The organism is Herbiconiux sp. 11R-BC (genome assembly GCF_049472555.1).
Lineage (GTDB): Bacteria > Actinomycetota > Actinomycetes > Actinomycetales > Microbacteriaceae > Herbiconiux.
The window spans coordinates 590,041-602,211 of record NZ_JBCEBO010000002.1 but is presented as its reverse complement, the minus strand read 5'-3'; the positions used below and the strand labels follow the sequence as shown (position 1 = coordinate 602,211).

The 12,171-nt window shown below is 70.6% G+C and carries 12 protein-coding genes; 9 read left to right on the top strand and 3 right to left on the bottom strand.

The window, feature by feature from the left end; all coding sequences use genetic code 11:
* Positions 1–5: 5 nt before the first annotated feature.
* Positions 6–2,135 (bottom strand): acyltransferase family protein, encoded by a 2,130-nt coding sequence (locus VD659_RS07835; protein ID WP_423260555.1) that lies wholly within the window; start codon positions 2,133–2,135, stop codon positions 6–8.
* A gap of 184 nt (positions 2,136–2,319) precedes the next feature.
* On the opposite strand from VD659_RS07835, the gene VD659_RS07830 reads away from it, so the two are divergent.
* From VD659_RS07830 to VD659_RS07820, 3 genes are all read left to right on the top strand, one after another.
* Positions 2,320–3,807, top strand: coding sequence for a DUF6421 family protein (locus tag VD659_RS07830; protein ID WP_423260554.1), 1,488 nt, complete (start codon positions 2,320–2,322; stop codon positions 3,805–3,807).
* A gap of 142 nt (positions 3,808–3,949) precedes the next feature.
* Positions 3,950–4,684 (top strand): SDR family NAD(P)-dependent oxidoreductase, encoded by a 735-nt coding sequence (locus tag VD659_RS07825; protein WP_423260552.1) that lies wholly within the window; start codon positions 3,950–3,952, stop codon positions 4,682–4,684.
* Between the two features lie 117 nt (positions 4,685–4,801).
* Positions 4,802–5,407 carry a TetR/AcrR family transcriptional regulator gene (locus VD659_RS07820; RefSeq protein ID WP_423260551.1) on the top strand — a complete coding sequence of 202 codons (606 nt, stop codon included), beginning with the start codon at positions 4,802–4,804 and terminating at the stop codon, positions 5,405–5,407.
* Here the strand turns inward: VD659_RS07820 and VD659_RS07815 are convergent.
* Positions 5,394–5,531, bottom strand: a complete 138-nt coding sequence (locus tag VD659_RS07815) for a hypothetical protein (protein WP_423260550.1) — start codon at positions 5,529–5,531, stop codon at positions 5,394–5,396. The two genes, VD659_RS07820 and VD659_RS07815, sit on opposite strands and share 14 nt — an antisense overlap.
* A 122-nt stretch (positions 5,532–5,653) precedes the next feature.
* Between VD659_RS07815 and VD659_RS07810 the strand changes: the two genes are divergently transcribed.
* On the top strand, positions 5,654–6,763 hold the full coding sequence (locus tag VD659_RS07810) for a threonine aldolase family protein (protein ID WP_423260549.1): 1,110 nt from the start codon (positions 5,654–5,656) through the stop codon (positions 6,761–6,763).
* A gap of 14 nt (positions 6,764–6,777) precedes the next feature.
* Entirely contained in the window at positions 6,778–7,407 is a 630-nt protein-coding gene (locus tag VD659_RS07805) for a hypothetical protein (protein WP_423260548.1), read from the top strand.
* 53 nt (positions 7,408–7,460) lie between these two features.
* Here the strand turns inward: VD659_RS07805 and VD659_RS07800 are convergent, their stop codons facing one another.
* On the bottom strand, positions 7,461–8,075 hold the full coding sequence (locus VD659_RS07800; RefSeq protein WP_423260547.1) for a hypothetical protein: 615 nt from the start codon (positions 8,073–8,075) through the stop codon (positions 7,461–7,463).
* 66 nt (positions 8,076–8,141) lie between these two features.
* On the opposite strand from VD659_RS07800, the gene VD659_RS07795 reads away from it, so the two are divergent.
* From VD659_RS07795 to VD659_RS07780, 4 genes are all read left to right on the top strand, one after another.
* Positions 8,142–10,331 carry a heavy metal translocating P-type ATPase gene (locus tag VD659_RS07795; protein ID WP_423260546.1) on the top strand — a complete coding sequence of 730 codons (2,190 nt, stop codon included), beginning with the start codon at positions 8,142–8,144 and terminating at the stop codon, positions 10,329–10,331.
* Positions 10,332–10,333: 2 nt separating this feature from the next.
* Positions 10,334–10,690 carry a metal-sensitive transcriptional regulator gene (locus VD659_RS07790; RefSeq protein WP_423260545.1) on the top strand — a complete coding sequence of 119 codons (357 nt, stop codon included), beginning with the start codon at positions 10,334–10,336 and terminating at the stop codon, positions 10,688–10,690.
* Between the two features lie 50 nt (positions 10,691–10,740).
* Positions 10,741–11,442: a DedA family protein gene (locus VD659_RS07785; RefSeq protein ID WP_423260544.1), complete on the top strand. Its 702-nt coding sequence runs from the start codon at positions 10,741–10,743 to the stop codon at positions 11,440–11,442.
* A 104-nt stretch (positions 11,443–11,546) separates the two neighbouring features.
* The gene (locus tag VD659_RS07780; protein ID WP_423260694.1) at positions 11,547–12,137 is read left to right on the top strand and encodes a nitroreductase family protein; all 591 of its coding nucleotides are present in this window, start codon (positions 11,547–11,549) and stop codon (positions 12,135–12,137) included.
* Positions 12,138–12,171: the final 34 nt, after the last annotated feature.

Here is a 12,171-nt window from a genome sequence, read left to right as displayed (position 1 = left end):
CCGGATCAGCGGGCCAAGGCCGAGGCGATGGCGGTCGAGAGGAACGGCTCGAGCGTGAACGCGAAGGTGCGGGTGAGGTGGTCGGGGTCGCGGTAGACGTTGGCGCCCCCGATGACGGCGGGGCAGGTGGTGTCGCTGCAGTAGGTGCTGCTGAAGTCGAGCAGCGTCACGGGCTGGCCCTGCGCGGCGGCTCCGGATGCGGCGATCGCGAGGGGGTCGAACGCCGGGAGCGCGTCGCTGCGCGGCTCGGTGCAGCTGGACTCCGCGGAGGTGCGCAGGCACTTGTTCGGGTCGTCCGACCAGGAGGGGTTGTCGACGATCGTCACGATCGGGGTGCCGGCGCCGAGCACCTGCTGCCAGGCGCCGGTGTAGCCGGCGGCGACCGTGTCGGCCTCCGCCGAGGTCGACGCCGTGGCCCGGTCGACGAGCGCCGCCGTGAAGACGGCGCCGAACGGCGTGTGGGCGGACAGCTGCTCGGTGAGGCTCGCTCGCCAGGTGTCGCAGGACTGGGAGAAGGCGTCGCTGCCCGTCATGGGCGTCGCCGTCCACGGGCATCCGCCCTTGAGGTAGGTGGTGAGATGCCAGCCGTTCTTCTCCGCCATGGCGATGAACGGATCCATCAGGGCGTAGGCATGGCTGTCGCCGATGAGGGCGACCTGGGGCGCATCCGCGGCGGTGCTGCCGAACTGGCAGTCGCGCACGGTGGCGTCGTTGAGGGTGCTCAGGCACTCCGGATGCTCGGGGCGGTCGGCGTTGCCGAAGCCCGGACTCGGGATGATCTGCCCGTCGAGCGCCGGGTTCACGCAGGGCGCGGGCACGGCCGTGAGCCCGTTCGTGGGGCCGGAGGCGGCACCGAAGCAGTCGGGCGGGTTCGCCAGGGTGCTCGCCAGCTGGCTCGCCTCGGCGTCGTACTTCGGCTGCTGCACGGCCCAGGCGGCCCCCACGAAGAGGCTCGAGACCGCCATGGCCGCGACCACGCCGATCATGGTGACCCGGGGGCGGCGGCCCACGAAGAACCGCCAGCGCCGGGCCGGGTCCTCGATGAAGCGCTTGGTGAGCCAGGCGATGACGAAGCAGAAGAGGAACAGTGCCACGCGGTTGAGCGTGCTGAGCCCCCAGCCGGGCACGTAGGGCGCGATGATGATGAGCGGCCAGTGCCACAGGTAGAGCGAGTACGAGATGTCGCCGATGAAGCTGACCGGACGGATGCTGAGCACCCGCCCCGCATCCCACGGCTTCTCGCGGTGGTGGGAGACGATGATGGCGGCCGTGCCGAGCACCGGGATGGCCGCCATGTAACCCGGGAACGGCGTCGACGCGGTGAAGAAGTAGCCGCACGCGAGCACCACCGCGATGCCGCCGTAGCCGAGGATGTTCGACTGCCACGCGCGGGTGGGGCGCAATCGCGGCAGCAGCGCGAGCGCACCGCCGACCGCGAACTCCCACACCCGCGTGTACGTGACGAAGTAGGCGGAGGCCGGGTCGGTGGCCGTGAAGAAGATCGACAGGGCGAACGAGGCGACGCCCACGACGGCGAGCACGGCGATGAGCCCCACCCACTTGCGGCGCTTCATGACCTTCACCGCGAAGACGGATGCGCCGAGCAGCAGCACCGGCCAGAACAGGTAGAACTGCTCCTCGAGCGACAGCGACCAGTAGTGCTGCACGAGGCTCGGCTCGTTGGCTGCCGCCAGGTAGTCCACAGAGTTGAGGGCGAGGGTCCAGTTCTCCACATAGAAGGTGGAGGCGAGGATCTCGCGCACGTTCTCGGTCAGACTCGAGAGCGGCATGATGAACAGCGTCGCGAGGCTCGCGAAGACGAGCACCACGATGGCGGCCGGGAGGAGTCTGCGTGCACGTTTGGCATAGAAGCTCGGCAGAGCGATGCGGTCGGTGCGCTCGAGCTGGCGCGTGAGCTGCTGGGTGATGAGGAAGCCCGAGATCACGAAGAAGACGTCGACACCGATGTAGCCGCCGCTGAGGCGCCCGGGCCAGAAGTGGTAGACCACCACGAGCAGCACGGCGATGGCACGCAGGCCCTGGATGTGCGGGAGGAAGTGGTCGGGCTTCGCCGGGCCTGCGGCGGCTTGACGGGCCTGCCTCCGGGTGGTCGGCGGTGCCGTCTGCTCATCCATCGCCCCCATGGTACCTGCGGCTCCTGCGCGGGCCTCCCGCGACCCGCTCGGCCGCCGCCGAGCACCACGACAGAGATTTCCCGCGCGAGCTTGGCGCCCTGGCGCAAGAAACCTCCGGGGAGCTCAAAGAAGAGCGGATGCGTTGCACCTAGGCTCGAAAGGACGACCGATTGGAGGTTCCACCATGCCCGCACGCGATCGCACCATCGCCCCTTCCCGCTCCGCCGACCAGAAGGCCATCATCGGAGAACCCGAGGTCGTCGAAGACGCCCGGCCGTGGCCGGGAGCAGGAGCCGCCGGCGATCCCGTCGAGGAGTCGGCGGCCTGGATCTCCCTCAAGCATGCCGTCGCAGAACTGCAGCCCCTGCAGGCGAAGGACGGCTCGGTGCCCGACCCCGTCGATCATCCGCTCGCCCGCGATCTGGCGGAGCGCATCCGCGACGCCGTCGCCGAGCTCGCGCCGCGCTTCCCGCACGACCACGACTACCTGGTGGCCGTTCGCGACGACTTCGCGGCGTGGGCGGCCGACGGCTTCGGGGTGCCCGACTTCGTGGCCTCGCTCGTGGCGTTCCATCCGGAGCGCCACCGCACCGACGGCATCCGTCACCTCGTGGTGTTCCCGATGTACACGCAGAACGGCAGCACCGAGCGGCACGTCGAGGCCGTGCTGGTGGAGGTGCTCTGGCCCGACTTCGTGGCCGCCCTCGAAGCCGGCGACTATTCGAACAGCCTGTTCGTGCCCATCCGCTTCCTCGACTTCACCGCGGGCTACGACACCAACTCGGCCGTGCTGTTCCCCGAGTCGGTGGCGACGTCGACGATCCCGGCCTACACCTGGGGAGCGATCTTCGCCGACCGCGAGGCGGCCCGGTTCCGCCGGGTGGTGCGGGAGGCGGCCTCCGTCACCCGGCTCGAGCTGCCACCCGAGGCGGCTCGGCTGCTCGAGGACCAAGCCCTCACCGAGCGCACCTTCGTGATGTGGGACCTCATCCACGACCGCACCCACATGCGCGGCGACCTGCCCTTCGACCCGTTCATGATCAAGCAGCGGATGCCGTACTTCCTCTACTCGCTCGAGGAGCTGCGTTGCGACCTCACGGCGTTCCGCGAGGCGGTGCGCATCGAGCGACGACTGGTGGCGGCCCGCGACGCGCTGGAGGTGGGCCGGCTGAGCCCGGCCGACACCGAGCTGCTCGAGCAGGCCGGCCTCGTGCAGTACGCGGTGCTGTTCGATCGCATCTTCCGGTTCGCCATCACGGGCAGCCGGGTGCGCAACTACGACGGTCTGGGTGGCCAGCTGCTGTTCGCGTGGCTGCACCAGCGCCGCGTGCTGCACTGGACGGACAGCAAGCTCACCATCGACTGGCCCGAGGTGGCGGATGCGGTGCTCGCCCTGGGCGACGCCATCGATGAGCTGTACTGGCGCTCGATCGACCGCCCCAAGACGGCGCACTGGCTGGCCGCCTATGCGCTCGTCTCCGGCACGCTCACGCCCAACCCTGCCTCCGTGTGGGCGCAGGGGGCGGCAGCGCTGCCGCTCGACGGTCCGCCGCGCGGCCTCACCGACGCCGTGCTCGACGACGAGTTCCCGCTGTCGATGTTCTACGAGGCGCTCGACAAGAAGATGCGCGAGGTGGTCGGCTCCACCGCCGGCATCACGGGCCGCTCCTGAGGCCCGCCCGCGCCCACCCTGATCCCCCGCCCACCTCGCCGAGCCGTCGACATCACGTCCACTCGGCGGGTCTCGGGCGTCTTTTCGACGGCTCGATGGGGCTGTGGAGGCGGGGTGGGAGGCGGGAAGGCAGGATGAGGGGATGAGCGAAGCAGGAATGCGCGGGGAGGACGCGGACGCGCGCGGAGTGCGCGGGCGGCGGGTGGTCGTGGCGGGAGCCGCGAGCGAGTCGGGCGTGGCCGTGTGCGCCGCCCTCGTGGCGGCGGGCGCGACCGTGGTGGGGGTCGGGTCGAACGGCGGGCGCCTCGACGCCCTCGCCGAGCGCGTGCCCGGCGCGCTCACAGAAGTGTGCGATCTCAGCGACAGCGCCGCCGTCGATGCGCTCGCCCAGCGGCTGACGAGCACCGGCCCGGTCGACGGGCTCGTGCACCTCGTGGGCGGCTGGGTGGGCGGCCGCGGCATCACCGGGCAGACGGATGACGGCTGGGCGGCGATGGAGCGCGCCTTCCGCACCCTGCGCAACACGACCCGCTCCTTCTACCCGGCGCTCGTGGCGTCGGAAGCCGGCCGGGTGGCGTTCGTCTCGTCGACGGCGGTGGACCGGCCCACCGCTTCCGGCGCCGACTACGCCGCCGGCAAGGCCGCCTCGGAGTCGTGGCTGCGCTCGGTGGCGGCCGGCTTCGCCGCCGACCAGCCGGCACTGCGCTCGGCGGTGGCGATCTTCGTGGTGCTGGCCCTCGTCGACGACCGGATGCGCGCCGCCGCCCCCGAGAAGACGTTCGCGGGACACACCGAGGTCTCCGCTCTCGCGGCCTCCGTCGCCGGCCTCTGGGACGAGCCGGCTTCCGCACTCAACGGCCGGCGCATCCGGCTCTGACCCCGGGCGGCCCGGGCAGCCCCGGCACGCACGGAAGGCGCATCCGGGCCGCGTCGAAGGAAACTCCCGGTGGACGAACGGTTTCGGGCATCATAGGAGCACACGAGAGGAGGCCGAGTGGACGCCCGCCACCGCCGCAGCCGCGCCAAGCTCGCCGCCGCCGTGCTCCAACTCGCGGCCGAGCGGCCGATCGACAGCATCAGCGCCTCCGAGATCGCCACGCTCGCCGAGGTGAACCGCTCCACCTTCTACGCGCACGCGAGTTCGCCGATCGCCCTGCTCGAGAGCGTGCTGAGCGAGGAGCTCGAAGCCATCCGCCGCGACCACCTCAGCGGGGTCGCCCCCTCGGCGCGACGCGACGCGACCACCTCGGCCACGCGGGCGGTGCTGCAGCACATCGAGAAGCACGCCCGCATCTACGAGCGCGGGCTCTCCGCCGACAGCGGGGCCGCCAGCCTGCAGCCGATGCTGAGCGCCCAGTTCGAGGGCTCGCTGCAGGCGTTCCTCGCCGAGGAGCCCGCCTCCGACGACGAGCTCTTCGCCGTGATCGCCGGGCCGTTCATCGCCAACGGCGCGATCGGCGCGATCGGCTCCTGGCTGCAGACACCGGCGCCGCGCGACACCGAGGCCTTCCTGCGCAGCTACGTGCGGCTGCTGCCCCCCTGGTTCCCGGCGCGGGTGCCCGACGCACCCGCCGCGCCGGAAGGCTCTACTTCTTCTTGACGTTGGAGACGACGTCGGCCGAGTGGTCCTGCTTGTCGCTCTTCGAGCGCTTGTCGGCGCGCTTCTCCTTGAGCGAGCGGGCAGCGGGCTTGGCGACGGCTTTGCGTGCGGATTTCTCGGCCATGACAGGTCTCCTTCAGCGGAGCCACGGTGGCTCGGTTCTCGAAGGGTATGCCCTGGGCGGCGGCCGGTGGGGACATCGGCGCATTCCGCTGCCGATCCACAGATTTGAGGGAGACTGGTCCGGTGACCGATCTGCACAGCGACACCCCCGCATCCGTGACCCCCGCATCCGCCTCTCTGCATGATCGGGGGCTTCGGAGCTTCGCCTCCGACAACTACGCCGGCGCGCATCCGGAGGTGCTCGAGGCCATCGCGGCGGCCAACGGCGGCCATCAGATCGCTTACGGCAAGGATGTCTACACGGCCGAGCTCCAGAAGGTCATCCGCGGGCACTTCGGCGGGCAGGCCGAGGCCTTCCCGGTGTTCAACGGCACGGGGGCCAACGTGGTGGGGCTGCAGGCGATGCTCCCGCGCTGGGGCGCTGTGGTGTGCTCCACCACCGCGCACATCCACACCGATGAGAACGCCGCGCCCGAGCGCGTGGCCGGCCTCAAGCTGCTCACCGTGCCCACCCCCGACGGCAAGCTCACGCCCGAGCTCATCGATGTGGAGGCGTGGGGCTGGGGCGACGAGCACCGCGCGCAGCCGCTGACGGTGTCGATCACCCAGACCACCGAGCTCGGCACGGTCTACACCGTCGACGAGATCGCGGCCATCGCCGAGCACGTGCACTCGCTCGGCATGACGCTGCACCTCGACGGCTCGCGCATCTCGAACGCCGCGGCCTCCCTCGGCGTGCCTCTGCGCGCCTTCACCACGGATGCGGGCGTCGACGTGCTCTCGCTCGGCGGCACCAAGAACGGGCTGCTCTACGGCGAGGCCGTGGTGGTGCTGAATCCGGATGCGGTGAGCGGCATCCCCTTCCTCCGCAAGCTCGACATGCAGCTGGCCTCGAAGATGCGCTTCGTCTCGGCGCAGCTCATCGCGCTCTACGGCTCGGAGTCTGACTTGTGGCTGCGCTCGGCCTCGCACGCGAACGCGATGGCGCAGCGTCTGCGCGCCGCCGTCGAAGGGCTCCCGGGCGTGACGCTGACGCAGGAGACGCAGTCGAACGCGGTGTTCGCGATCCTGCCGGCCGGCGTCGCCGACCGCCTGCGCGAGTCGTTCCGGTTCTACGACTGGAACCCGGCCACGCGCGAGGTGCGCTGGATGTGCGCCTTCGACACCACCGAGGCCGACATCGACGCCTTCGTGGCCGCACTCCACCGGGAGCTCACGGCGACACCCGCCTAGAACTGAACCATCACGTGAAGCGCAACCACGGATTCTGGTCAGCCGTCGGCTGGACCCATGTCGCGGGCGTCGTATTCGTGTTCGCGGCGTTCGTGCGCAACGTCAATCTCGATGGCGACCTTCCAGGCAGCATCACCTTGGCCGTGGTGATGTTCGCGTCCATCGTGCCGATGATGTTCGTTCTTGCTGGCGGCGTTGCCGTTGTCGGTGGTTGGCATGTGAGGGCAAGATCACTAAAATCCGATGGTCCCTGGCACGTGATCCACGAGACATTCAAGACCAATGACCTCGAATGGATGATTCGACATGTCCGCGACCCTCTTCACCAGCTTCCCTACGGCCTCACCCTGGCCAGCAATCTCGCAGGCGTCTCGGTCTGGTCAGGGCGCGGAACTCCGGTCCTTCAACTGTGGATACCGTGGTCAGACATTCGAAGCCTCTGCGCGACCACGACGGTGACAGGCGGCAATCGCTTTCCTTCCCTTGAAGTGAGCGCAGACATGAACGGTCAGCGGTTGAGGTTTGCCTTTCCGTTGCTCGGGCAGTTCCCGTTTCGCTCATCTTCCGCAACTCCCGACACTCTTGAACGGCTCGTGGCAGACCTGAGATCACTGCAATCCGGCCGCATCCCGAGCGGACGCTGACGCCGTGGCGCAGTGGGCGCCCGACGCATCGGCTCGACGGATGGCATGGGCGATCACGTGGGGTCGGGCGTGCAGCCGGGTGGCTCCGAGTTGCCGCTCACGGTGAAGTCGTGGCAGGTGAGGAACTTCGACTGGTTCACGCCGAGCAGGAACGAGGCCACCGCGATGACCGCGACGGCGCCGACCACCGCGAAACGGCGGCCGAGTGAGATGGCGTCGCCGAACTCGGGCCAGATGATGCGGGCGAGCACCCAGATGGTGGTGGGCACGGCGAGGAAGGCCACGAGTGCACCGAGCACAGCGACCAGGATGACGACCAGGTCGTTGGTGTTCGACCCGATCACGAACGACAGAGCCAGCCAGAAGCTCGGGATCAGCAGCGCCAGGGCCCGCCCCACCCGAGGCGTTCCGCGGGGCTGGATGAGCACGACGATGAACGCGCCCGTGGCAGCGGCCCACACTGTGAGCAGCTGATCGAAGAAGAAGTCGCCCCAGGCGCCGAGAGTGAAGGCCGGCCACCACACGGCCACGCTCATGCCCACCACGATCACGCCCGTGATGCGCGAGGAGGGGTCGCCGGCGCGGCGGCCCCGGGTGGGAGGCGCAGAAGGGAGGGCGGGGGCGGGCTGTGGCGCTGCCGCGCCCTCCGACTCTCCGTGATCCGTCATGGGGTTCAAAGTAGCAGCGCTCCGGCCCAGCGCTCCAGGTACCCCCTGGGGGTATAGTCTGTCGTCATGAGCACTCATCACGAGCATCCCGCGGAGCCCACGACGCGAGGCGTGCACACGGACCACGAGCACGCCTCGCAGGACGGGCACGAGCACATGGGCCATGTGGGCCACTCGGGGCACGACCACGCGGGCCACTCCGGGCACGACCACGCGGGCCACTCCGGGCACGACCACGCGGGCCACTCCGGGCACGACCACGCGGGCCACTCCGGGCACGACCACATGGGCCACGCCGGGCACGGCGACCACGCCGGCCAGTTCCGCCGCCTCTTCTGGGTGATGCTCGTCATCGGGCTGCCGGTCGTCGGCTTCAGCTCGATGTTCGCCATGATCCTCGGCTACCCGCTTCCCGACTCCGGCATCACCACCTGGATCTCCCCCGTGCTCGGCACCGTCATGTTCGTGCTCGGCGGGCGCCCCTTCCTCACCGGCGGCGTCGCCGAGCTGCGCGCCCGCCAGCCCGGCATGATGCTGCTCATCGCCCTCGCCATCACGGTGGCCTTCGTGGCCTCGTGGGGCGCGACCCTCGGCCTCCTCGACCACCAGCTCGACTTCTGGTGGGAGCTCGCGCTGCTGATCGTCATCATGCTGCTCGGCCACTGGATCGAGATGCGCTCCCTCGCCCAGACGAGCTCGGCGCTCGACAGCCTCGCGGCCCTCCTGCCCGACGAGGCCGAGCGCCTCGCCGGTGACGGAACCGTCGAGAAGGTCTCCCCCTCCGAACTGCGGGTCGGCGACCTCGTGATCGTGCGCCCCGGCGCCCGGGTGCCCGCCGACGGCGAGGTGATCGACGGAACAGCGGATGTCGACGAGTCGATGATCACGGGCGAATCGCGCCCGGTCTCCCGCGGCCCCGGCGCCCACGTCGTGGCGGGGACCGTCGCCACCGACACGGCCCTGCGCATCCGCGTCTCCGCCGTGGGCGACGACACCGCCCTCGCGGGCATCCAGCGACTCGTCTCCGAGGCGCAGAACTCGAGCTCGCGCGCGCAGCGCATCGCCGACACCGCGGCCGGCTGGCTGTTCTGGTTCGCGCTCGGGGCGGCGGTCATCACGGCCGTCGTCTGGTCGATCGTCGGCAGTCCGGGCGACGCGGTCATCCGCACCATCACGGTGCTCGTCATCGCCTGCCCGCACGCCCTGGGGCTCGCCATCCCGCTCGTCGTGTCGATCTCCACCGAGCGGGCGGCGAAGGCCGGTATCCTCGTGAAGGACCGCCTCGCGCTCGAGACCATGCGAACGGTCGACACGGTTCTCTTCGACAAGACCGGCACCCTCACCAAGGGCGAGCCGGCGGTCACCGCGGTGGTCGCGACGCCCGGCCGCACCGAAGACGAGGTGCTGGCCCTCGCCGCGTCGGCGGAGGCCGACAGCGAGCATCCGCTGGCCCGCGCGATCGTCGAAGCGGCCCGGATGCGCGCACTCGACGTGCCCGTGGCCACCGGGTTCGAGGCGTCCACCGCCGTGGGCGTCGTGGCCCAGGTCTCCGGCCTCACGATCCGCGTCGGCGGCCCCGCGCTGCTCGAGGCGCGAGGCGCACATCCGCTCCCCGCGCACGAGCAGGCGGGCCAGACGGTGCTGCACGTTCTCGCCGACGACGAGGTGATCGGCCTGATCGCGCTGGCCGACGAGGTGCGCCCCGAGTCGCGGGAGGCCGTCGCCGCGCTGAAGAAGCGCGGGGTGCAGGTCGTGATGATCACGGGCGACGCCGAACCGGTCGCCGCCACCGTCGCCGCCGAGCTCGGCATCGAGCGCGTGTTCGCGGGCGTGAAGCCCGGCGACAAGTCGGCGAAGGTCGCCCAGCTGCAGGCGGAGGGCCGCACGGTGGCGATGGTGGGCGACGGCGTGAACGACGCCCCGGCGCTCGCCCGGGCGGATGTCGGCATCGCGATCGGCGCGGGAACAGACGTGGCCATCGCCTCGGCCGGCGTCATCCTGGCCAGCGACGACCCGCGCTCGGTGCTCTCGGTCATCGAATTGTCGACGGCGAGCTACCGCAAGATGACCCAGAACCTCTGGTGGGCCGCGGGCTACAACCTGCTCTCGGTGCCGCTGGCCGCCGGAGTGCTGGCACCCATCGGGTTCGTGCTGCCGATGGCCGTCGGGGCGATCCTGATGTCGCTGTCGACGATCATCGTGGCCCTCAACGCCCAGCTGCTGCGGCGTCTCGACCTGCGACCGGGGAGAATCTGATCATGAGCGAAACCGCGCCCAGCGCATCCGGCCCCGCCTCCGCTCCGATCGAGGCGACTCCGGATGCCGGACACCAGCACCACGGCTACATCTCGAGCAAGGACGACTACCTCAAGCGCCTGCGCCGCATCGAGGGTCAGGCGCGAGGTCTGCAGAACATGGTGGCCGAGGAGAAGTACTGCATCGACATCCTCACCCAGGTCTCGGCGATGACGAGCGCGCTCGAGTCGGTGGCGCTCGGGCTGCTCAACGACCACCTCAACCACTGCGTCGTCGAGGCGGTGGCCGAGGGCGGCGCGGTGGCCGAGGCCAAGCTCAAGGAGGCCTCCGACGCGATCGCGCGGCTCGTGCGTTCCTGACCGGAGCTGAGTTCAGGCTCGCTTCAGGCGGCCCGCCTACAGTCGTCGGCATGAGCCTGGCCCCAGCCGACCCATCCGTCCCCGCCCCCTTCGCCGCGCCGGCGCCGGCGCCGGCCGCCGACTCCGGCGGCAGCCTCGGCCCCCTCGCCGACGGGCTCGTCTCCCTCATGGAGACGCTCGGCGCGGTGGGGGCGGGAATCGCCGTGTTCGCCGAGAACCTCTTCCCTCCCATCCCGAGCGAGGTCATCCTGCCGCTCGCGGGCTTCGCGGCAAGCCGCGGCGAGCTCGACCTCGTGCCGGCGATCGTGTTCACCACCCTGGGGTCGCTTCTCGGCGCCCTCGTTCTCTACGGCCTGGGCGCCTGGCTCGGTCGCGAGCGGATGCGCGCCATCGCCCGCCGCCTGCCGCTCATCGACGTCGGCGACGTCGACAAGACCGAGGCCTGGTTCCGGCGGCACGGCAGGAAGGCGGTCTTCTTCGGGCGGATGCTGCCGATCTTCCGCAGCCTCATCTCGATCCCCGCCGGCATCGAGCGGATGCCCCTGCCCGCCTTCGCGCTTCTGACCACGGCGGGCAGCCTGATCTGGAACACGGCGTTCATCCTGGCCGGTTTCTGGCTGGGTGAGCAGTGGCACGTGGTGGAGGAATACGCGGGATTCCTCCAGTGGATCGTGCTGCTGGGGGTCGCCGCCGCGGCTGCCTGGTTCGTCGTGTCACGCCTGCGCGCACGGAGGGCGCGCGACGCGGAATAGTTCTCTGTGCTGAACAGTTATGGCCATTACCGGACCGCGGTCCGGTTCATCCGGCTGTCCGATGGGGTGCAGCACACAGACACTCCAAGGAGACAACCATGAGCATGACGGCCGAGACCTTCACGCGCGGCGCCGAGACGAGCGCCCCCATCCTCCCCACCCTCGCCGAGCGCTGGAGCCCCCGCTCCTTCGTGGCGACCGAGGCCATCGACGAGACCGCGCTGACCGCGGCTCTCGAGGCCGCCCGCTGGGCACCCTCCGCCGCGAACTCGCAGCCCGCCCGCTTCATCGTGGCGCGCCGCGGCTCCGCGGCCTTCGACACCATCGCCTCCTCGCTGATGGGCTTCAACTCCGTCTGGGCCGGCTCGGCCGCCGCGTTGATCGTCGGCGTGGCCGAAGTGGCCGACGCCGAGGGCAAGCCCCGTCGCTGGGCCGAGTACGACCTCGGTCAGGCCCTCGCCCACCTCTCCGTCCAGGCCCACCACGACGGGCTGCACGTGCACCAGATGGGCGGCTTCGACGCCGCTGCCGTCTCCGCCGCCTTCGGCCTCGCCGAGAACCTCGTGCCCGTCACGGTCACCGCTCTCGGCACCCTCGACACCGCGGATGCGCTCCCCGACGAGACCCTCCGCGCCCGCGAGACCGCGCCCCGCGCCCGACTCCCGCTGAGCGAGCTGCTCCTCGTCAACGAGTAACGCGCACCGAGTAACGCGCACCCGCACCACGCAG

Coding starts and splice junctions, on each gene's coding strand:
- VD659_RS07795 (WP_423260546.1), top strand. CDS start 8,142: ATGAGCACTCATCACGAGCATCCCGCGGAGCCCACGACGCGAGGCGTG.
- VD659_RS07790 (WP_423260545.1), top strand. CDS start 10,334: ATGAGCGAAACCGCGCCCAGCGCATCCGGCCCCGCCTCCGCTCCGATC.
- VD659_RS07835 (WP_423260555.1), bottom strand. CDS start 2,135: ATGGATGAGCAGACGGCACCGCCGACCACCCGGAGGCAGGCCCGTCAA.
- VD659_RS07815 (WP_423260550.1), bottom strand. CDS start 5,531: ATGGCCGAGAAATCCGCACGCAAAGCCGTCGCCAAGCCCGCTGCCCGC.
- VD659_RS07800 (WP_423260547.1), bottom strand. CDS start 8,075: ATGACGGATCACGGAGAGTCGGAGGGCGCGGCAGCGCCACAGCCCGCC.
- VD659_RS07785 (WP_423260544.1), top strand. CDS start 10,741: ATGAGCCTGGCCCCAGCCGACCCATCCGTCCCCGCCCCCTTCGCCGCG.
- VD659_RS07830 (WP_423260554.1), top strand. CDS start 2,320: ATGCCCGCACGCGATCGCACCATCGCCCCTTCCCGCTCCGCCGACCAG.
- VD659_RS07825 (WP_423260552.1), top strand. CDS start 3,950: ATGAGCGAAGCAGGAATGCGCGGGGAGGACGCGGACGCGCGCGGAGTG.
- VD659_RS07780 (WP_423260694.1), top strand. CDS start 11,547: ATGACGGCCGAGACCTTCACGCGCGGCGCCGAGACGAGCGCCCCCATC.